Genomic DNA, 22,755 nt, shown 5'->3' with positions numbered 1-22,755 from the left:
TATATTAAGCAAATTACAGCGTGAATCCTCTCTGTGAGAGGTTTGATGAATATTCAACTAATTCGAGAAGCGTAAGTTATATGGTGCAAAGCAAGCAGTCGCAAATAAAACTCCTCATTGCTAAAGGTAAAGAACAAGGCTATTTGACTTTCGCGGAAGTTAACGACCACCTACCTCAAGATATTGTCGATTCAGATCAAATGGAAGACATTATCCGCATGATCAATGACATGGGCATAAAGGTATTTGAAACTGCCCCTGATAAAGATGAGCTTTTGATGCAAGAAAGCGATACTGATGATGAAGCCGCTGAAGCCGCAGCTCAAGCTCTCTCAACAGTAGAAAGTGAGATTGGTCGTACTACTGACCCAGTACGTATGTACATGCGTGAAATGGGCACAGTTGAACTTCTAACACGTGAAGGCGAAATTGTAATCGCCAAACGTATCGAAGAAGGAATTAATCAGGTTCAGTGCTCTGTTGCAGAATATCCTGAAGCCATTACTCATTTACTTGACCAGTGGGACTTATTCGAAGCAGAAGAAATTCGCCTTAGTGACATCATTATCGGTTTTGTTGATCCAAACGAACAAGACGTAGCCCCTACCGCCACACATGTTGGTTCTGAATTATCTAAAGAAGAATTAGCTGAAGAAGATGGTGACGATGATGAAGACGAGGAAGAAGAAGATACAGGGCCAGATCCTGAACTAGCTCGTGAAAAATTCACTGCACTGCGTATTCAATACGAAAAAGCCCGTGATGTTATCAATGCAAAAGGCCGTTCACATAAAGAAGCCCGAGTTCAAATTTTTGAACTAAGCGAAGTCTTTAAAGAATTTAGACTCACGCCTAAGCAATTTGACCGTATGGTTAAAAACATGCGCAGCATGATGAACAGAATTCGTGTGCAAGAACGCATAGTAATGAAACACTGTGTGGAAACGGCAAAAATGCCGAAAAAAGATTTTATCAAAGCTTTTGCTGGCAACGAAACATCCACTGTTTGGTTATTCAAAATACTTGATTCTGCCTTACCTTATGCAGAAGAAATGCGCGGACATCAAGAAGAATTAGAACGTGCAATCGGTAAAATGAATGCGGTTGAAGAAGAAACCGGATTGATCATTGCTGATATCAAAGATATCAATCGCCGCATGTCTATTGGTGAAGCCAAAGCGCGCCGCGCCAAGAAAGAAATGGTTGAAGCTAACTTACGTTTGGTTATCTCCATTGCGAAAAAATATACTAACCGTGGTTTGCAGTTCTTGGATCTTATCCAAGAAGGTAATATCGGTCTGATGAAAGCAGTAGATAAGTTTGAATACCGTCGTGGTTATAAGTTTTCAACTTACGCAACTTGGTGGATACGTCAGGCTATTACTCGTTCAATTGCCGACCAAGCTCGTACTATTCGTATTCCTGTGCATATGATTGAAACGATTAATAAATTAAATCGTATCTCTCGTCAGATGTTACAAGAAATGGGCCGCGAGCCAACACCTGAAGAATTGTCAGAACGTATGTTAATGCCAGAAGACAAAGTTCGTAAGGTATTAAAAATTGCCAAAGAGCCTATCTCAATGGAAACCCCTATCGGTGATGACGAAGATTCACACTTAGGTGATTTCATCGAAGACAGCACTATAGTGCAGCCTTTAGACTCAGCCACAGGTGGCAGCTTAAAAGACGCGACTCAGGAAGTGTTAGCTGGCCTAACGGCTCGTGAAGCAAAAGTACTTAGAATGCGTTTTGGTATTGATATGAACACTGACCATACGCTTGAGGAAGTTGGTAAACAATTTGATGTTACACGTGAACGTATTCGTCAAATCGAAGCCAAAGCTTTGCGTAAACTGCGTCACCCTAGTCGCTCTGAGCAACTGAAAAGTTTCTTAGACGAATAGTCAAAATCTAATGATTAAAAAAGCCCTGGCAATGTTTATTGTCAGGGCTTTTTTATTTAAGTAACACTGTACTTACTGCGAATTAAAGCGTTACTTTGCTGTCTTAATCTGGTCTGATATTCGCTTATTATAAGATTACCTGTTTACATGCATTTATTCGTTTTTACATTGTTAAGTCCAAATCGTTTATTAAAACGCTTAATCCTACTCAGTCTAATACTGAGTTTTTCTGCTTGTACAAGTATGGGATTCAAAGACTTATTTTCAGATTATGCTGAGCAACTTAGAAACGCTAGGAATGCCCAACTAAAAGGTGATTTTAAAGCCGCTGCGACAATGATCGTAGAACCAAAAACCAATCAGAATAACTACACCTTAAACCTACTTGAAAAGGCTCGTTTACATTATCTAGCAAATGACTGGGCACAAAGCCGCAAAGACTTTGCCTTAGTGTCCAATGTATTAGATGAAGAAGCGACTAAAGCCAAGCTTAGGCTCAGTGGTGGAGCTTCCAATATGGCTGCATTAGTCAGTAGTGACAATGCGATTGCCTATCATGTGCCAGCATATGAACAAACGATGCTACATAGTTATCAAGCATTAAATTACCTATTTTTAGGGCAACTGGAAGGTGCCTTGGTTGAAGTGCGACGCGCAAATTTAGTGCAAGAAAATGCCTTAAAGCAAAATCAGCAGGACTTAGCTAAAGAACAAGCAAACTTTGACAAAAAATCTTTAAACCAAGCATACCCCTCTATGTCAGCAATGATTGGCGATATTAAAAACGGTTTTCAAAATGCTTACACCTTTTATTTGTCAGGCCTATTGTATGAAGCCGCATTGCAGCCCAATGATGCCTACATTGATTATAAACGTGCATTAGAAATCTACCCAAACAACCATTATTTACAACAAGATGTGCTACGTCTGGCCACAAAACTCAATATGACTGATGATTTGGCATTATTTTCGGCTAAATACGGTGCTTATCAATCGAATAAAATTACTGACGCTGGGGAGTTAGTTATTTTAATCGAAAACGGAGCGATTAATCCCAAACAAGAAGTGGCGCTTAACCTGCCAATTTTTAGTGGTTATAATCAACCACGACTTTTTAGTTTTGCCTTGCCGGTTTACCAGGGAACGCTGACAAGGTATACCCCCTTGAAGATCACTGTAGCTGGGCAAACCTATACATCAGAACAAATTGTGAGATTACAGTCTCTCGCTTCTAAACAGTTACAAGAACAAATGCCTGGCTTAGTAACACGCCAAGCCTTGCGACTTGTAGCCAAAGAAAAGCTACGCAGTACTATGAGTAAAGAAGGTGGCGACATTGGTAATATTCTGGCAGTAATTTACAACGCAGCCTCAGAACAAGCAGATACACGCAGTTGGTTAACCTTGCCCGATGAAGTACAAATATTAAGGCTCTCCTTACCTGCAGGAAAACAGCTAATTGACATTAACTTTGGCGATAAAACGGAGTTAATTGAAGTAGATATTCAAGCTAAGCGGATAAGCTTATTAAATATGACAACTATTGGAAACTTTCAAGGTCATAAGCTTACACAGTTATAACAGAGCTTCAGCAAAAATAGCTTGAAGTTAAAAATGAAATTGATTGTGTCGCTATTGATATCACACCTTATAGTGACCACATCTAAGACATGATGATTTAACAACAGGTTGCTCTACAAAAACACAGCAACCAACCTAAAATCCAAGGATAAGTTAATGAAAAAATTACTTTTAGTAAGTGTTATGGGACTGTCAATAAGCCTACTGGCGGGCTGTGCAAATAAAACAGTGGTGAGTTATGGCGACGCCAACGCAGTTGAAACTACCGATATTAATTTTGGCTCAACGGATTTACAAAAAATTGCCAATCAAATGACAGAATCTCTCATACAATCACCCGTAGTTGGCACAATGACCGCTAATAAACGTCCCATTGTGTTTGTCGATTCTATAAAAAATAAAACCAGTGAACATATTGATACTGAGTCGTTAACAGATTCTATTTCAACCCAGCTATTGCGATCGGGTAAGTTTCGTTTTGTAGATATGGGTAAAGTAAGCGCGGTGCGCGAACAGCTCAACTATCAAAATGAAGGTGATTTAGTCAACCCAAACAAAGCGGTTCAATTTGGTAAACAAGTCGGTGCTGAGTATATGCTGTATGGAAATTTAGCCAGTATAGTTAAAACAAATGCAGATAAATCTGATGTGTATTATAAATTTACAATGCGCTTAATGGACTTAGAAAGTGGTTTAATTGAATGGGCGGATGAAACTGAAATACGTAAAACCAGTAATAAAAAATTAGTGGGCTGGTAATTTAAATTTCTAGTAATTCAGCAAAGATTTAACTGAGGATAACACCATGAAAGCACTGTTAGTTTGCATAATACTGTTGGCGGGGCATATGCCTCAAGCCTTAGCCGATTATCAACGTAATCAAGCCGTGCCCGTCGATAAAGTGTTGTTTGGTAAAGTCACTTCGGTTCGCCGGGTCACAGAAACAGAGTTAATCGAAGATCGTAATCATGGCTGGAAGGTGTTTGGTAGTGCGCTAATTGGTGGCACCATAGGTAACCAATTTGGCAGTGGCAGCGGACGTGCTATTACCACTGTACTAGGTGCGATGTTAGGCAGCTCGATTGCTAATGACAAGCATTCGCGAGTTCAAGAAATAACTATTCAGTTAGTTGAATTGATGATCAGTATCGATAATGGTGATGAGTATATGGTGGTGCAAGATCTCGACCCTGAAATGATTTTTCACACCCACGACAAAATTCGTATGATTTATTTAGCGAATGGATCGGTACGCATTGATAAACAATTTTAACGGTTAATTTTCAAATGGCCTAAGCGAATTGGCCCAGCTCAGTTAAATAATAAAAAGCCCCAGCAACAGCTGAGGCTTTTTTGTTTGTTAAGCCCTAACCTGAAAATTTTATTCGCCCTTGCGATAAGGGATATCGTCTGAGAGCTTACTGATTAGCTGCGCCCGTTCATTAGGAGAGCTAGAATGCCTGGCAAGCAGATAATAGGCTGTAGGCACTATGTATAAGGTTAAAAAGGCTGAGACCAACACCCCAGCAAAAATAACCATACCAATCACAGTCCTGCTTTCTGATCCGGCACCGCTGGCCATAACTAGGGGTAATGAACTGAATACTGTAGTGAAGCCCGTCATCACTATTGGTCTAAGACGTTGCGAGGCAGCTCGGCGCAAAGCTTGTTCAAACTCCACACCGGCATCTCTTAATTGATTAGCAAACTCAACAATGAGGATCCCATTTTTAGCCGCTAATCCAATTAACATCACCAGCCCAATTTGGCTGTAGATATTTAAGGTCATATCTGAAAAGTACAGTCCCACGAACGCTCCTAACAAAGCGAGAGGAACAGTTAACATAATAACTAATGGATGGATCCAACTTTCGAACTGCGCGGCTAAAATCAAATAAGTGACTGCCAGTGCTAAAGCAAATATAAACAAAATAGAACTACCGGCTTCTTGATATAACTGCGACTCGCCTTTGTAGTCAATTGATACTTCCTCAGGAAGCTCTGTATCCACAATTTCCCGTAAATATTCTAAGGCATCCCCTACTGTATAACCATCAGCTAAATTAGCACTAATAGTAATACTTCGCATTCGGTTATACCTGTTAAGCCTAGACGAGGTAGCTCGCTCCTCTGTAGACAATAAATTATCTAAAGGGATCAATTGATTACTTTGGCTTGAGCGTACGTAGATATTTTCAATGCTAGAAGGGCTTCGATAGTCAGACTCTTCGCCTTCCATAATCACATCGTATTCTTGCCCTTTATCTAAGTATGTGGATACTCGTCTTTGGCCTAACATGGTTTCTAATGTTCGGCCTATTTCACTGATAGAAACCCCTAAATCTGCAGCTCTATCTTTATCAATATTCACTAATAGCTGAGGCCAAGTTTCTTTATAATCTGAGTCAAGGCGGATTAAATTTGGATTAGTGCGAGCTTTTTCTAAAACAATATCTCGCCACTTAACTAAGTCTTCGTAGGTATTACCTTGCAACACAAATTGCACTGGCTGGCCTAGCCCCCCTCCACCAATACTACTACGCATAATAGCGAAGGCCCGTACATCAGGAATTTCCGCCAATTTAGTACTGATTTCATCCATCAGTTCAAAGGTTGAGCGTTTTCTATCATCTCCTAAAGGCATGCCAACTATACCAATGCCTGCGGAGCCACCAAAGCCAGGTGAACGAACTAACACTCTACCTACTTCACCTCTTTCTAAATATTCTAGTAAGATATCTTCAATCTTTTTCATATTGATGGAATTGCTTTCAAAACTAGAACCTTCGGCTGTTTGTACGCGAATAAAAAAGTTACCACGGTCTTCTTTGGGGACAAATTCACTAGGCAAAACTTGACCTAATTTGATTAAAGCAATAATACTTGCCAACACCAACAATCCCATTAGCCAGGGTTGGTGTAAGGTTGTGCCTAGGGCACGATAATAACTCTTTTCAATTAGGTTAAATTTAGTATCAACCCAATAGGCAAAACCACTTTGTTTTTGGCGTTTTTTAAGCAAGAGTGAACATAACATAGGGGAAAGTGTCAGGGCGGTCACACTCGAAAAGGCCACTGCTGCGGCAATCGCTAAAGCAAATTCGGTAAACAACCTACCTATGTTCCCCTGCAAAAATACCAAAGGAACAAATACGGCTATAAGTACTAATGTTGTTGCAACAACTGCAAACCCGACTTCTCTAGCCCCTCTATAGGATGCCAAAATAGGCGGTTCTCCCATTTCTATTCGTCTTGAAATATTTTCTAGCACAACTATGGCGTCATCAACCACTAAACCAATGCCGAGCACTAAAGCCAGTAAAGTTAGTAAGTTAATCGAAAAACCTAAGGCATACATAACAATAAAGGCCGCAACCAAAGACACCGGAACGGTAATCGCCGGTATGATCGTCGCTCGAAAATTTCCTAAAAAGATATATATAACCAACACCACCATCAACATAGCTATTGCTAAGGTTTCGTAGACTTCGTTGATTGAAGCTTCAATAAAAACAGATGAATCATAACTTGGCACTATAAAAATGTTGTCAGGCAGAGTCTGCTCTATTTGTTGAATGGCTTTTTTTGCCGCTCTAGCAACCTCAAGTGTATTGGCTTTTGATTGTTTAATAATACCCAAACCAATCATATTGACGCCGCCACCACGAAACTCAGTTTCGTCGTCTTCTGCGCCTAATTCAACACGAGCAACTTCACTCAACTTAACCAAATAACCGTCGGCACTAGCTTTGATAGTTAAATTGGCAAAATCATCTGGGGTTAAGAAACTTCTTGCTACTCGCACCTCAAAATCACGATTAATGGACTCAACTTCACCAGCTGGTAATTCAACGTTTTCAGAACGAATTACATTTTCAATATCATTTACTGTTATTTGTCGAGCTGCCATAGCATTACGATCAAGCCACACTTTCATCGCATAACTTCGACCACCACCAAGGCGCACACGAGCCACCCCTTCCGCAACAGACAGGCGATCAACAATAAACCTGTCTGCATAATCGGTCAGTTCCATAACGGATAAATTGTCACTGCGCAGGTTGTACCAAACAATCACATCTTCATCGGAGCTAGATTTGGATACTTCTGGCGGTTCGGCTTGGTCGGGTAAGTTATTTAATGCGCGGCTAACACGTTCACGCACATCATTTGATGCAGCGTCGATATCTCGGGACAAATTAAACTCAATGCTAATCGAAGAACGACCATTACTACTGGTTGAGGAAATATTCTTAATGCCCTCGATACCGCTAATTCTATCTTCTAATAACTGGGTAATACGGCTTTCAACAATAGAAGCTGACGCCCCTGAATAGTTGGTGTTAATTGATACAATAGGTGGGTCGATATCTGGATATTCTCGAAGACTCAAAAAACTAATCGAAACAATACCAAATACCACTAACAGTAGATTCACAACTGATGCAAAAACAGGCCGTTTAACTGAAATATCCGATAAAAACATGACTTATTCCTCGCTATTCGCAGTGTCAAAAGTCACTTTAGAACCAGAGCGCAATTTAAGTGTGCCTTCTGTAACAACCACATCACCTACTTGTAACCCACTTAATATCTGCACCTTTCCAGGTTTCCGCAGCCCCACTTTGACTTCAACCAACTCGACTTGATTGTCTTTCACCACAAAAACAAACTGTTTGTCTTCAGCTGGCACAAGGACTATTTCTGGCAACACTAAAGTTTTAAGAACCTGCTTTTGCAGCAGAATTTGTAGCAACATGCCTGGACGAAGTTTCAGATCTTGGTTTTTTATATTGGCACGAATTTGCACCGACCTAGTCGACGCATTAACGCGCGAAGCAATACTGGTTATTTTACCTTCAAAGATCTGATCAGGGTAAGCAATGGACGTAGCCCTTACCAGTTGCCCAAGGGCCACACTAGCCAAATGAGATTCTGCAATATCGAAATCGACTTTAATAATACTTAGGTCATCCAATGTAGTGATCACATCACCCGGCGTGACTAAGGCCCCAACGCTTATCTGACGCACCCCTAAAACACCATCAAAAGGTGTTCTTACAAACAATTCATCTAATTGAGTTTTTGCTACATCCATTTCTGCTTTCAGTACATTTACTTTGGCCTGTTGCTCATCTAATAATTGCTCGGAAGCGACATTATTTTTGGCCAGATTAGTGATCCGATTTAACTGTCGCAACGCTTCTTGCAGATTGACATCTAACGCAGTTAATTTGGCCTTTTCTTCGGTATCATTAAGCTCAAGTAATAACTGACCTTGTTTGACTAAATCACCATCATCGAAATGAATTTTCTGTACAATATCTGAAGTTTGCGTGGTTATAAAAACAGACTCATTGGCTTTTCCCGTACCTAAAGCTTCAACCACTACCTCAAAGTCCTCTTCGGCAGTGCGATGCACTTTCACAAAAGTGACACTAGCTTGATTAACTTGCTGAGATACATCCTTTGGTAGATACAAATACACCACTAAGCCAATACACAAAACAGCAGCAATTAATAACGGAGAAAACTTTAATCCTTTAGACATGAGATGACCTATTTAAATGTAGAGCCGTATAAGACCTTTGCGGCAAATGATAAATTGCCAATCTTTATAATTAATTATGAAGGATCAGAAAATTGATGTGATAATAATCAAAATTCATACCCATGCCATAAGTGTACCTAACATTGTGTTGAATAAATTATTAGTCGTTGCAACAATTTTTGTACTAGGATGTACTAGAGATATCCCGTCTGACCCTATGTGTAGAGCGAATGTATTATATACAGATATAGAACCTTCGCCAGCAGCCTGTCTTATAAAATCAAACGTTCAACTTCTAGCAATCAAAAATCATGGAGATGAGGGTTGGAATGTTCCAACACATAAACAACTAAAATCAACCAGCGCTCAATGTACGGCGCATCTAGCAGTTTGGAAAACAACGGGACTAAATGTAGAAGTTGGTAAGTTATTATATACAGCCCCAAATCAAACTCACTATTTTGCCTGCAAACTTACAGATGACTATTCTAGCCAACTGCAGCAATTTCCTGTGCCATCCTGGGCGAAACGAAAAACCAGTCAAATTTCCCTCATTAACCCATTTGATACACAGCAAGACCAATGGGTAACAGACATCGATTTGATAAGTTTGCGTGAAGCCTATAATCAATTAGAGTAATTTGAGTAAACCCAAATCCTCTCGTAAATGCAGGTTTCAGCGGGACTTTTAAGGTGTTTTTGGTATATGAAATCAGCTAATAGCAACAAACATTCATAAAATCACTCGCTCCGCATCACCACGTTTAATAGTCATTAGGTGACTTTTAGCAACCAAAACCCTCTAAATAACCGTATAATCCCTACCATATTAGATTTTTAGAGATTATTTCTATGCCTCAATACATCGCCCCAATTAAAGATATGCAATTTGTATTACATGACTGGTTAAACCTATCGGAACATTATCAAAAGCTAGGATTAGAAGATTTTGATCAGGAGTTAGTCAATGAAATTTTACAACAAGGCGCAAAATTTGCTGAAGAAGTCATCGCCCCTCTAAATCGCGAAGGTGACGAGCAAGGTGCCAAACTAATTGATGGAAATGTCACTACCCCTGATGGGTTTGCAGAGGCATATAAAGAATACGTAGCAAACGGATGGAATGCTATGTTAGGTAGCGCCGACTATGAAGGGCAAGACCTGCCAAATACCGTAGCAGTGCCTGTACACGAAATGCTCGATTCAGCCAACTTAAGCTGGCGCTTAACTGGCATGCTTAACGAAAGCGCTATATTAGCCATCACTAAACATGCCAACGATGACCTTAAGCGTACCTATTTAGCCAAACTCATTTCGGGTGAATGGACTGGCACTATGTGCTTAACAGAGCCCCATGCAGGAACTGACTTAAGCTTATTGAGTACTAAAGCGATACCCAATGAAGATGGCAGTTTTAATATTACCGGAAGTAAAATATTTATATCTTCAGGTGATCACGACTGGACCGACAATATCATTCATTTGGTTCTTGCTAGACTTCCGGATGCACCTCCGGGAGTGAAAGGCATTAGTTTATTTTTAACACCAAAGTTTTTCCCTCTTGACGACGGTGGTATTGGCCAAAGAAACTCGGTTACTGTGGGCAGTATAGAAAAGAAAATGGGGATTAAAGCTAGCCCTACTTGTGTAATGAATTTTGATGGTGCTCAGGGCTTTTTAGTCGGTGAGGCAAATAACGGGCTTGCTTGTATGTTTACCATGATGAACGACGCACGTTTTCAAGTAGGTATGCAAGGTCTTGGCATTATCGAAGCGTCTTATCAAGGAGCGCTGACCTATGCCCGGGAGCGTTTGCAATCACGTGCACCTCAAGGTGTGCAGGAGCAAAACAAAAAAGCAGATCCTATTATCCACCAGCCTGACGTGCGCAGGATGTTACTTACCCAAAAAGCCATAGCTGAAGGCTGTCGTGCTTTAGCTTTGCTGTATGCACAACAAATGGATATCGAACGTTTTGGTACTGACGAAGATAAACATAAAGCTAAAAGTGTTATCTCTTTCTTAACTCCTATAGTTAAAGGTTTTATGACAGACATGGGTAGCGAGATGAGTAATCTAGGTGTACAAGTTTTTGGAGGCCATGGCTTTATACGTGAATGGGGAATGGAACAACTAGTACGTGACGCCAGAATTACCCAATTGTATGAAGGTACCAACGGTATTCAAGCCCTTGATTTAATCTCTAGAAAGCTCGCCCGTGACAAAGGCACTATGCTTGAAGACACCTTCGCATTGTTTAATAGCAAAATACAACAAATGACTAATGCAGATAAACAAACCCAAGCAACAGAATTATTAACCGAATGGTTTGCTGCCGCAACTGAGTTAAAACAACAAAATGCTGTTGATTTAGCGGGCACCGCGTACGACTTTATGCACTACAGTGCTTATTGTTTGTTAGGCGTAATTTGGTTGAGTATGGCGGATACTGCTGAACGTTCAGATAACGCCAGTATCAAGTCTGGTAAAGCCAACACTTGTGCTTTTTATCTAAAAAGGTTGTTGCCTAGAAAGGATGGCTTTAAAACAAACTTGTTTAATGGGGCAGATGATTTAATGGTTGTGAGTGATGCAGAATTTGATTATCAATAATTAACTACTGTTAGTAGCTTAAAAACAGGAAAAAGCCTAGCTAGAAGCTAGGCTTTTTTTCAACATTGCCCCGTAAGAGGGGCAATCAATCAGCTTACTTTGAAGCAACTAAACGGCGACGTAAAACACCCCCACCAAGTAAAAATACAGCAAACAATCCAAGTGCTGATGGCTCAGATACTGGATTTACGTCAGCTGCAACTCGGAAATTTGGAGCATCAAGTTCAGTTTGGCTGAGCGACAAACTATCGAACGATTCGAACACTGGAGTGAAGTTCGCAACACCAGTACCGGTTGCTAGAAAATTAAAGGTCACTAAGTTAGCCGCGCCCATAAAAGTTTCACCTATTAAGAAATCAGCTGTCAAAGTAAACAAAAGCTTACCCGGATCTGCAAAAACATCTAATCCATCGAACGGTCCACTGATCAAATCTGCAAATGCAAAATCGCTTGTTAGGCTAGTTTCGTCAAAACTTAATAGTGTGTCATCGAAACCTAAGGAAAAGCTCAAAAAGTCAAATTCTTCAAAGTTAACTAAATCAATTACAAAATTGACTTCTTCTCCTGCTGTTACTGTCACTTCATCGGTACTAATTTCGATGATGTTTGCCTGCGCTACTGATGCCCAAGTTAGGGCGATTGCTAAAAATATTTTTTTCATTTTACTACTTCCTTTAATTAAGCTGCGCAACGAGCGCGCGTACACAAAGTTAGAAGAACGCGAGCATCAAGGGTTGTAATGCGACCGTCTTCATTTAAATCAAATTCCATACCAACAGACTGGCGGCGCTGAATTGCTCGTAGTAGCCCACGGTAATCGTCTATATCCACATCACCATCTGCATCCCAATCACCAATTACCGCTGCGGCTTCTAACTGCAAAGCAATCACAACAGGATCATGGTCAGACATGCGGTATGCGTCAGCTGAATAATAATTAATGACATTGGTCGGGTCTTTAAACTCAACATTGTAATCAAAAACAATCGGCTCATCAGCGTTGATATGCCACTCAGTCACATCAACCACTTTTGATAACGCTTTATCGTTGGCCAGCGCGTGATCCAGATAACCTACTTCACCAGCAAAGCTGTAAGAATAAGCACTTGCCCCACCAAAATGATTGACTAGGTTGGTGTAACCCGCATCTTCAATTTTAGCGATAGGATCTTCTTTTGCGTAAGAATTCAAATCACCGATGATTAAGGTCGGTAAATCTGCAAATTCCTCGGCTAAAAAGGCAGTTAATGCTTCTGCTGCACGGGTTCTAGTGAGGTTACAGCTACCTTGACCTGTAGTTGTATCATCATCACCAGCACCACAACCAGAACCTTTGGATTTCAGATGGTTCACGGACACAACAATTTCTTCGCCGTTTTCAAGCAATGAGAACTTTTGTGCCAAAGCTGGGCGGTTTTTAGTATCAACAAATAATGGACCATTATCGTCTGCTATCGAGTTATCACTATTAAGAATGGCGACCGCTCCCTCTAGAGAAACCACAGCAGGTTTATAAATAAAAGCGACCGCTATAGCATCAGTACCAACAGGACCACCTGCATCAACAACGGCGTAGGTGCCCTCGCCTAAGCTTGCGTTTAACCCATTAACTACATCCTGTATGGCACTACTTTCTCCAGATCCATTATTTTCAATTTCCATCAAACCAACAATATCAGCATTTATAGCGATTAGCGCCGCTAACATTTTGTCTCTTTGACGTTCAAACTCTACCGCACTATTTGCGCCACGACATTCCAATCCTCCCACTGTAAAACAGCTACCCACTGGACCAACCGAGGTGAAGTAGTTGAGCACATTAAGACTGGCAACCTTTAGATTTCCAGCAAGCAGTTCTGGCTCATTAGTCCGAGGATTACTGTTGATGAAAATTGGCGGCTCTGAAGGGTTAATCATGAAGGTACTGAACCTATAATCAACCACGCCTATTAAATTGGCCACAGTATCATTCAAGCGCAGGGTATTTTGTGGAGACAAGCCACCAGTTGGGAAAGGTAGTGAAAGCGGGTTTTGCGTGTCATTGGCATCATCCATGATGATCACATCACGAGCATTTACCTCGGCCTTTGCAATTGCCGCAGCAGAACCTGGGGTAAATAGATTGGTAGGTATAAAGCGCAACTCGCTCGAAAGCTCAACCTGGCCAAAGCGTCCGTAGCCAAAAGTATTAGTTACAACCAGATCTTGAGCTACCTCGACCAACATACCTTCCACAGACTCATAGTTGTGGTCAACAGGAAGAGGAAGCGTTACTGCTGAACTTGATGTCTCACCCTGCCCGCAAACTACTGGCTGCTCAGTAAGTGTCAACTGGGTTTTGTTAAAAAACTCTGACACACCACCTTTAAGTGCAACTACATCGCCTAATTGTGGCACCGCATAAGAGTCTGGATTGAAAACAAACAAGCCTTCAGATGTTAAGGGATCAGCGTCAAAATCAGCAGATTCTTCCTGCACAAAAAAACCACTTAAAGCTGGTGTAACTGCAGTCACCACAGCTTTAACATTGAGGTTTTCGCCCTCCATGGGTGACACATCGCCCGCTCCCTGAATAACAGAAATCAAGGTAAAAGTAGCATCACAGCTCAAAAGTTCAGCTACAGTAGTGAAGCTAAGCATATAATCAACCACCATCGGATCGGCAGAACCATCCAAATCGGTCACATTTTCTGCCGGAACTGTGAGAGTACACACCTCGTTTACCCCAAGCAGAGTATCGGGCTGCAGCACAAAGGTATTCTCATCCTGCTCAACACTAAAAGAAACCGGACCACTGACTGAACAACTGAGAGCATTCCAGGCCGAAACCGCAACCGCCTCACTGAAGGTCAAACTAATCGAAGATGATATTGCAACTTCTATTGCACCGTCTGCGGGGCTGCTTTCAACAACAAAAGGCGCTGCATCTGGAATTTCACAACCATCAAAAGGAATTCCATCGGTTTTTGTACCGGCTGAGTAGAGCGCACCGTTAATGCTTGAGTGTTGCACAAACTCACCGGTAATATCTGGGCTGCGAGTGATCGACTGATCACTGCCTTCACTACCGTAGGTGATTACTGCACTGGCACTGCCATTGCTAACCGTGACAGTATCGCCGCCGTTATTGAGACCAATAGCACCAGATGTCGCGGTCTGTATGACTGCTCCACCAAATACGCCAGTAGGCTCGCCTCCACCAAATACAACAATGGCACAATCTGCCGGAACCACAGATCCTTGCGGAAATACATGACGAGTTGAGGCACCATCAGCAATGGACCAACCGGTAATATCCAAGTCGCTACCAGAAATATTCACCAATTCTACAAATTCATCATCGCTAGAATCTCGGGTACCGTCTCCGTTAGCATCACCAGGTAAATCATTAGCTGGATCATCCAGTAATTCATTAATCACCAGTGGGAATACACCTGTGGTGAACGTGATCATTACATCTTCAGGCATAGTTTGAGATGTACCATCTACATCCGTCACGTCGGCAGCAAATATGGTTAGTGTACAGCTTTCGTCCAAAACAAAATCTGTATCAGGATTGAGAGTATATGTAGAACCGCTGCCCGTAATAGAAACCCCATGATTACCACTTAGGCTGCAGTTCAGATCGTTCCATGCCGTGACATTAACTGTTTCGCTAAAAGAGACAACGATGTCGCTAGTGACAGCAACAAATTGGTCACCATCGGCAGGAGTAGAAGCAGCAACGAATGGAGCGATATCTTCGATGACATCACCATCAACGGTGTGAGAACCTAAACCAGAAAAATCATCCTGAGCAAACTCTTGCCACTCTGCACTAGGAGCAAAGAGATTTAAAGCATCAGTATCTCCGGTTAGGACGGAGGATTTGCGACGCAAGGTTTGATTTTGCGTTTCTACGCCATCGCTTTCCCACTGGCTCCCCGGATCATTACCAACCTGACCAAAAGCATCCACAATAGTGGAGCCATCAGTCAAGGTATAAGCATCATCGCCATTATGATTAATGGTACTGCTCGTTAAGTTCGCCACCGCTTTAAGTTCATCGGCTGCAGCTGAATTAGATGTAATCACCACAAAGGTAGCGCCCGGTTCAAGCGTTCCTGAGAGTGTTTGTGAGCTGCTTGCAGTACTTGCACCATTACTGAATAAATTAATGGCGTAAGTACTTAAATCAACCACGGCGCTTGTTGGATTGTATATTTCTAGGGCCTTGTTATTGCCAGATCCTTCAACATATTCCGAAAAGAAAATTTCAGCGTGAACCATAGGCGCACAAACAAGGGCCAGCAGAGCTGGATATTTCAATTTCATGTTTTCTCCTGAAAATTTGTAAGTGTCGGTGTTCCGACTTTTAATAATTATCTTTTGGTGCGAGCGATGTTCTTTTACTTCTGTGACATCCGTATGACAGTGAGTGGAATACATGCTTGGACAACGGGAAACTTGACCCATTGGTCTGGATATTAAGCAATAGTTGTACCTAGTTTTTTTTGCTATACAAAACAAACAATTAGAAAAAAGTAAAAAAAACAATGTACCAAATGTGATAAAAAACCTGACAACTTTCCCATAAATTCAACGAATTAATCACCAAACTTTACAAGTTCTAGCCCTTCAGTGGCCTTAATATTTCATGAAATACCTTGATGCAATCAATGCAATTACAAATAGTTTGCTTTTTAAATGCATTAAGACTAACCTCAATACAATATCATTATGATATCACTTAGGAGCTTTTATGATTACTGAGAAAAAAGGGTTTTCGATCAACGGGTACTTGGCTTTTTTTGTGGTTTTACCCTTACTACAAATTAGTTTTGGCATAATGATAGCGAACAAAATTTTGCTTCCTATGAGTATTTTCTGCTCTATTGTTGTGCTTGTTTGTTGGGCTGGCTTCTTTATGGTGCAACCTAATCAAGCCAAAGTTATGACTTTATTTGGTAGTTATGTGGGTACTGAAAAACGTAACGGTTTACGCTGGACTATTCCATTTTTTATGCGCAAAACGGTGTCATTGCGTATTCGTAACTTTGAATCAGCCAAAATAAAGGTCAACGATAATCTAGGTAACCCAATAGAAATTGCCACCATAGTGGTTTGGTCTGTTACGGATTCGGCCGAAGCCATGTTTGAGGTGGATGACTATGAAAGTTATGTGACAATACAAACTGAGTCAGCACTTCGAAATATGGCCAGCAGTTATTGTTACGATCCTCAAGATGATGACAGTGCCGATATTGCGCTACGTAGCCATCCTCAACATATTTCTGAAATTTTAAAACAAGAAATTCAAGAGCGTTTGGGCAAGGCAGGATTAACAGTGCATGAGTCTAAAATCAGCCACTTGGCGTATTCACCAGAAATTGCCAGTGCCATGTTACAGCGGCAACAAGCTACCGCCATTATTGCTGCCCGCAGCAAGATTGTTGAAGGTGCAGTAGGCATGGTTGAGATGGCGTTAGACAGGTTAAAAGCTCAAAACGTTGTAGAGCTTGACGAAGAACGCAAGGCTATGATGGTAAGCAATTTGTTAGTGGTATTATGTGGCGATAAAAATGCTCAACCCATCATTAATAGTGGCAGTTTGTATTAAGGAGTATGAGGTATGCAGTGGGAATACAAGGTCGTCAATTCAAAACTTAAAACTAAAGGTTTTTTTGTTCCGGAGCCAGATGTAAATAGTTTTGAAGCAAATCTAAATGAATTAGGTAGACAAAATTGGGAACTGGTCAGTTGTAGCGCACCTACGACTAGTACTTGGGCCGGGGGCTCCTCTCATATACAAGCTGTTCTTAAGCGGCCTAGGTAAGTAGAGGGTGTCTAAAAAAGCATTTCCTCTTAGAATAAACGCTGACGTATTAGCAGCCATGCAACGTTGGGCAGATGATGATCTGCGCAGCGTCAATGCCCAAATCGAATATGTGTTAAGAGACACACTAGTCAAACATGGTCGGGTTAAGTTAGTACAAAAAGTGACAACTGAAGTCGTCGCAACCGATGACTCGCAAAAAAATGAAGCAGACTTTTAAAAAGTCTGCTTCATTAACTCGGTGTACCTAATCAGATAAGACTTTATTAAATCGGCGACAAACTGAAATTAGAGGTAGTAATAACAAACTTAGCAAACTCAAACTGCCCCCATGCTCATGCACAACTATTACCTGAGTAGACTCGTATTCTTTGCTCTCAAGGGATAACAAATATAAATCGGCATCATCATTACCATCATAAACAGCTACCAACTCATCATTGTAAGCATCATACAATTCAATTAATACCTCATAATCATCCGCAGGAAAACCATTTAACAATTCACTTTCTACAACAAAACTATCATGACTGCTGTCAGCATAAATGCTGAAATTGGAGGTAGCATGATATTCCTTGAATACTTCATCTATCCCTAAATATAATCTGGCATAAACTTCTGCAGAGCTATATTCGGTATCAACATCAAACTCGACGGCAAAATGGTTAAAGTACCCATCACTATCATCATCACGGAAAAACTCTACCCAAGCATCAAAAATCCAAAACTCCTGGTTGCTTGCCTTAGCTTCAGGCCTGACAATCAAAGTCTTAGCCTGTATATCCTTTTTATGACTAATACTAGTTGCTGCTTTTGACTGGACGTTGGCAGTCATAGACAACACATTAGTCTGATTACCATTAGAGGCTTTATAAATCACCTCACTTGTCTTCTCGAATTGTTTTTCAGTTGACTGGGCACTCCAACTTTCATTTTCTGTACCCCAAGCAACGCTTGATAAAAATAAACCACTTAATATAAACAAACTTGAACTTTTCATTTCATTTTCCTTTTCAAACCTGCTGTTAGTGTGGAATAAAAAGAATGAACAAAAACTGAAGATACCCTTAATCGATTTTTCTCAGTCCTTGCATAACCGCAAAAAAATAGAACAACCACAAAAATAAAAAACAGGCAGACGTCTTAATTAACCAATGAGTCTCTTTAAAACGTGTTTCGGGTTTTATCAAAATATAAACATATGGCCATAAACAATAAGGTAACAACTCGGTTAGGAATAAAACCACTCCCCGCAAGTGTCCATACATTGCGTCGTCTATAGGGGCAGTCAATAACAAATAACCACACAAACACACCGCGCGATCCAAAGAGGTACCGCTGTTTCTTTCTCAAGCCAAATAAAATTAATGAAGAGTAAACTTCCAATTGAAGAAAATCGGAAGAATAAATCAATGAGTTCAAGCCGCGTAAAGGTCAATACTTGTTATTTAAAACCGCGTTTTTCCTTGATCATTTCATAGGCAGACTGGATATCTTGGGTTTTGTTTTTTGCCATCTCCAAGGCTTGTTTAGGTAAACCTTTAGAAACTAACTTGTCTGGGTGATGTTCACTCATTAACTTGCGGTAAGCTTTTTTGATGCTTTTATCGTCGTCAGATGTTGTCACACCTAATATTTTGTAGGCATCATCCAAAGACTGTTGCGAAGAATACGCTTGTCCATTGGCGTTTTGTTTACCACCAGCACCTTGTCTAAAGCGCATTTCTGCTTCAAATGCTGACATTAAATAGAGTAAATCGTGCTGTCTAAAGCCTAAATATTGAGAGACTGTCTCTAAAATTGCTTGTTCAGCTTTATCTAACTTCCCGTCAACATAAGCCGCTTGAATTAATATTTCTAAATACACCTGCAAAATATCACGGCGGCCATGGCAAGATTCTTTAAACTCTTGAACTGTTTGCTTCAGCGCAAAATCAGCAGCTTTGCCATCCCTAAAGGCTTGCTGTGCTTCTTTGCGCATATCCCCTTCAAGGTTCATCTGATCCATCAAGGCACTAGCCATGCGTATTTCGATATCACTCACCTTGCCATCAGCTTTGGCAAGGTGTCCCATCACCGAAAACAGGCAGTGGAAAAAAATTGCTTGGGATTTGAAATCATCTTGACTGGCAAAAAACCGGTTGAATCCCCCCGTTTGATTAAAGTTTTGGCTATAACCTTTGTCGAACATATGTCCGATCACAAAACCTAAAATCGCGCCTAGGATACGCCCAAACATAAAACCAAAAATGGTACCTAAAATTTTTCCTATCATTTGTTTCCGCTAAACTCTGTTTAATTAATTCGTAAAATCGTTGGGGTGTACATACGTCACTAATACCCAGTTTAATAAAAATTCATAATCTAAGGCTGGGATTATTGACCATCGCCAAATGTGCTTCAACCCCTTCTTATAAATGTATAGATAAGATGCCTAAATCAATAAAAATATCGCCATTAAACACACTCAAGAACTCATCTAAACAATTAGCGCCAAACAATGACAATGCGTTTATGAAACCGACTGCTATGTTTCCACTGCTTGAGTCTACGCAGAATAGAGTATCTCTAGACCAAAACGTTCACCTACATCCAAGGCCCTTCAATCTTTTGACCTAACTATGCAAGATTATTCACTACTCGCTGATAGCTTGAACTATTTCCAACGATCTTCACTCAAAGTCAGTGTTTTTTTGTAAATCCAAATATGTAATTGCAGCTTTCGAAGTTGTTTGAAAGCTAACAGTGTTTTTATGGCGTTCTGTTATTATTGAACAATGATGGCGACTAAATGAAAGTAAAGAATGGCGAAATATGGCTTTTTTTGCAAGTTTACTGGTAAATCCCATTGAAACCTTTAAAATTACGTATTAACTCGCTGCTTTAAATGCAACTTTAGGTCACTTTGTACTTGTCCAGTATACAAAACAAACAAATCATATTTATTAGTCTACTGTTGATGTCGATTGGGCTAGCCGATGCTCAGGAAGTCTGTTTTGTTCCCTTGCCTGGACCTATTCTCGAAAATTCGCTACTTGAAGGTCAAATTCAAGTCAAGGCTGAGGATAGTGAAATCAATCAAGATACTTTTGCGCAATTCAAAGGCAAAGTAGAAATAGATAGTTCCCAGGTCAAAATCAAAGCTGACGAAGCCTTACTCAATCGCCAAACCCAGACATTAAACGCCACAGGCAATGTTAGTTTTCAAGACAAAAACATCACTGTATCCAGTCAAAGTGTGCAGCTAAATAGGATTTCCAATGAATTACTCATTGAAGAATCTTTTTATCAACTCAATAGCGTGCAAGGTCACGGCAAGGCAGAAAAAATAAGCCTTGGTGCAACAACAGGGATTAACCTTATTGAGTCTAGTTTTACCTCATGCCCAGTAGACGATGAGGTGTGGCGCATTCAAGCGAGTAATATAGAAATTACACCAGACCAATCCAGAGGCGTAGTTAAACACGCGCGATTCTATATTAAAGACGTACCTGTGTTGTATTTGCCCTACTTTTCCTTCCCAATTAACGATCAAAAACAATCCGGTATTCTCTATCCTATCCCTGCTAGCAATAGTTCCACTGGTATTAGTATCGAACAGCCGGTGTTTTGGAACATTGCGCCAAACTATGATTTAACGTTCAGCCCAAGATTAATGACTGAGCGCGGATTACAACTTAAAACTGAATTTAGATATTTAACCGAACAACATTCTGGTCAGGCAAATATTGAATATTTACCTGACGATCGGGATCTAGATACTGACACCGAACGTTATTTTTATCGCTTTTTTCACAGTGGTCAAATAGGCAAAAATTGGCGGATCAATGCAGATATCAATGGATTAAGCGACGACAACTATATAGTTGACTTAGGTTCTGATTATTTCAATCGAGCTGATACTCATTTATATAAGACTTTAGGTTTGAGTTATTTTTCTCAGAACCTAGATGTCACAGCACAATTTAGAGACTTTGAAGTTTTGGGCAACTATCCAGATAGTTATCGTGCCTTACCCGAAATAAGACTGAATTATTTAACGCCAATAGGTTTAGGTGCCGAATTTCAAATAAATTCAGAATTAGCCTATTTTGAAAACGGAGAGTTAGATAATCCAACTGCGACGCGTTTCCATATTGCTCCTACAGTGCGTTACCCATTTAAAAACCAATGGAGCGAGTTTCTAGCTGAAGCGACTGTTTTACATACGCGGTACATTCAGGAAAACATCCAAGACTCGGCTCTCGCAGAAAATGTTTCTCGTACCTTAGGCCAAGTCAAAGTTTATGGTTCTCTGGCTTTTGAAAGACCTGCTAGTTGGTTTGGTACACAAGCAACCCAGACTTTTGAACCTAAGGTCCAGTATTTATACACCAGCTTTGAAGACCAAAATAACATTGGCCTATACGATACCACTAGACTATTTAATGACTCAGCGGGGTTATTTAGAGGACAGGAATTTACAGGGCTTGATCGTATCAGCGACAACAATCAAATTACTGTTGGTATGACATCAAGGTTTGTTGATAATAATAACCAAGAACGCTTTAAACTCAGTCTAGGACAAATATTTTATTTAAAAGATAACCAAGTTGTCGATGCATCCAAAGTTGATGACCGCTCGGCATTAGCTGCTGAACTAGATTGGCAAATAGGCAGTAAATGGTATGTACATACCCAAGCACAGGTTTCAACAATAACTGACAAGGTAGAACGCAGTAGTCTGTCATTGGAATATCAACTCGCCGAAAATAAGATCATGCAAATAAACCACCGATACGTGAGGGATTTATCCTCTGAAAAAATTAATCAAGTAGGTATAACAGCAAGTTGGCCCTTAGCTAAAAATTGGCAATGGGTTGGACGCTGGTATCATGATTTAAAACTTAACAGAACAGTAGAGAGTTATACGGGTGTGCAATATGAATCATGTTGCTGGACAGTTAGTTTTGTTGCCCAGCGTTACTTAAGTAACCGATTTGATGATAATGGAGCACAAAGTACCGATGAATTTGAGTCGGGCTTTAATGTATACTTCACCACTCGAAACTTATTAAGAGAGGGTTTGTTTGGATATAGACGCCCTTATCTATTGAACTAACGAGAAGCTTGTTAGGATATAAACGATCTTTCATATTCCACTAGAGAAAAGCTTGTTAGGATATAGACGATCTTACGTATTCCACTAGAGAAAAGCTTGTTAGGATATAGACGACCTTACGTATTGAACTAAAGAGAAGGTTGTTTGAGTGTAGACGATCTTACGTATTGAACTAATTGGGGTTTGA

16 protein-coding genes are annotated in these 22,755 nt (G+C 40.5%); 10 read left to right on the top strand and 6 right to left on the bottom strand.

Annotated features, from left to right (window positions below; all coding sequences use genetic code 11):
* Nucleotides 1-20 precede the first annotated feature (20 nt).
* The 4 genes from rpoD (at nt 21) to GARC_RS21755 (ending at nt 4,761) form a co-directional block, all read left to right on the top strand.
* The gene (gene rpoD / locus GARC_RS21770; RefSeq protein WP_226989271.1) at nt 21-1,907 is read left to right on the top strand and encodes an RNA polymerase sigma factor RpoD; all 1,887 of its coding nucleotides are present in this window, start codon (nt 21-23) and stop codon (nt 1,905-1,907) included.
* A gap of 147 nt (nt 1,908-2,054) precedes the next feature.
* Nucleotides 2,055-3,488, top strand: a complete 1,434-nt coding sequence (locus GARC_RS21765) for a COG3014 family protein (RefSeq protein ID WP_007624514.1) — start codon at nt 2,055-2,057, stop codon at nt 3,486-3,488.
* A gap of 156 nt (nt 3,489-3,644) precedes the next feature.
* Nucleotides 3,645-4,247: a penicillin-binding protein activator LpoB gene (gene lpoB / locus GARC_RS21760; RefSeq protein ID WP_007624512.1), complete on the top strand. Its 603-nt coding sequence runs from the start codon at nt 3,645-3,647 to the stop codon at nt 4,245-4,247.
* Nucleotides 4,248-4,293: 46 nt separating this feature from the next.
* Nucleotides 4,294-4,761 (top strand): outer membrane lipoprotein, encoded by a 468-nt coding sequence (locus tag GARC_RS21755; RefSeq protein WP_007624506.1) that lies wholly within the window; start codon nt 4,294-4,296, stop codon nt 4,759-4,761.
* A gap of 108 nt (nt 4,762-4,869) precedes the next feature.
* On the opposite strand, the gene GARC_RS21750 is transcribed toward GARC_RS21755, so the two are convergent.
* Together GARC_RS21750 and GARC_RS21745 are read right to left on the bottom strand one after the other, a co-directional pair.
* Entirely contained in the window at nt 4,870-7,974 is a 3,105-nt protein-coding gene (locus GARC_RS21750) for an efflux RND transporter permease subunit (RefSeq protein ID WP_007624505.1), read from the bottom strand.
* 3 nt (nt 7,975-7,977) lie between these two features.
* The gene (locus GARC_RS21745) at nt 7,978-9,039 is read right to left on the bottom strand and encodes an efflux RND transporter periplasmic adaptor subunit (RefSeq protein WP_007624503.1); all 1,062 of its coding nucleotides are present in this window, start codon (nt 9,037-9,039) and stop codon (nt 7,978-7,980) included.
* Nucleotides 9,040-9,115: 76 nt separating this feature from the next.
* On the opposite strand from GARC_RS21745, the gene GARC_RS27475 reads away from it, so the two are divergent.
* Entirely contained in the window at nt 9,116-9,679 is a 564-nt protein-coding gene (locus GARC_RS27475; RefSeq protein ID WP_226989270.1) for an NUDIX hydrolase, read from the top strand.
* Nucleotides 9,680-9,891: 212 nt separating this feature from the next.
* Nucleotides 9,892-11,652, top strand: coding sequence for an acyl-CoA dehydrogenase family protein (locus GARC_RS21735; RefSeq protein ID WP_007624498.1), 1,761 nt, complete (start codon nt 9,892-9,894; stop codon nt 11,650-11,652).
* 94 nt (nt 11,653-11,746) lie between these two features.
* On the opposite strand, the gene GARC_RS21730 is transcribed toward GARC_RS21735, so the two are convergent.
* Together GARC_RS21730 and GARC_RS26090 are read right to left on the bottom strand one after the other, a co-directional pair.
* Nucleotides 11,747-12,313 carry a hypothetical protein gene (locus GARC_RS21730; protein WP_007624491.1) on the bottom strand — a complete coding sequence of 189 codons (567 nt, stop codon included), beginning with the start codon at nt 12,311-12,313 and terminating at the stop codon, nt 11,747-11,749.
* 17 nt (nt 12,314-12,330) lie between these two features.
* Nucleotides 12,331-15,966, bottom strand: coding sequence for an ExeM/NucH family extracellular endonuclease (locus GARC_RS26090; RefSeq protein WP_007624485.1), 3,636 nt, complete (start codon nt 15,964-15,966; stop codon nt 12,331-12,333).
* A gap of 427 nt (nt 15,967-16,393) precedes the next feature.
* Between GARC_RS26090 and GARC_RS21720 the strand changes: the two genes are divergently transcribed.
* The 3 genes from GARC_RS21720 to GARC_RS26960 are packed head-to-tail and all read left to right on the top strand — an operon-like array spanning nt 16,394 to nt 17,687.
* Complete coding sequence (locus GARC_RS21720) at nt 16,394-17,251, top strand: SPFH domain-containing protein (protein ID WP_007624482.1); 858 nt, start codon at nt 16,394-16,396, stop codon at nt 17,249-17,251.
* Nucleotides 17,252-17,263: 12 nt separating this feature from the next.
* On the top strand, nt 17,264-17,467 hold the full coding sequence (locus GARC_RS27785) for a DUF4177 domain-containing protein (protein ID WP_039990225.1): 204 nt from the start codon (nt 17,264-17,266) through the stop codon (nt 17,465-17,467).
* 7 nt (nt 17,468-17,474) lie between these two features.
* Nucleotides 17,475-17,687, top strand: coding sequence for a hypothetical protein (locus GARC_RS26960; RefSeq protein WP_007624480.1), 213 nt, complete (start codon nt 17,475-17,477; stop codon nt 17,685-17,687).
* Between the two features lie 27 nt (nt 17,688-17,714).
* Here the strand turns inward: GARC_RS26960 and GARC_RS21705 are convergent, their stop codons facing one another.
* Nucleotides 17,715-18,467 carry a choice-of-anchor H family protein gene (locus GARC_RS21705; RefSeq protein ID WP_007624478.1) on the bottom strand — a complete coding sequence of 251 codons (753 nt, stop codon included), beginning with the start codon at nt 18,465-18,467 and terminating at the stop codon, nt 17,715-17,717.
* A 444-nt stretch (nt 18,468-18,911) separates the two neighbouring features.
* Nucleotides 18,912-19,742 (bottom strand): co-chaperone DjlA, encoded by an 831-nt coding sequence (gene djlA, locus GARC_RS21695; protein WP_007624468.1) that lies wholly within the window; start codon nt 19,740-19,742, stop codon nt 18,912-18,914.
* Between the two features lie 684 nt (nt 19,743-20,426).
* Here djlA and GARC_RS21690 point away from each other — a divergent pair.
* A complete protein-coding gene (locus tag GARC_RS21690; RefSeq protein ID WP_052151556.1) occupies nt 20,427-22,568 on the top strand; it encodes an LPS assembly protein LptD in 2,142 nt (713 codons plus the stop codon).
* Nucleotides 22,569-22,755: the final 187 nt, after the last annotated feature.

Source organism: Paraglaciecola arctica BSs20135 (genome assembly GCF_000314995.1).
Taxonomy (GTDB): Bacteria; Pseudomonadota; Gammaproteobacteria; order Enterobacterales; family Alteromonadaceae; genus Paraglaciecola; species Paraglaciecola arctica.
This window is presented reverse-complemented; position numbering and strand designations above follow the sequence as displayed.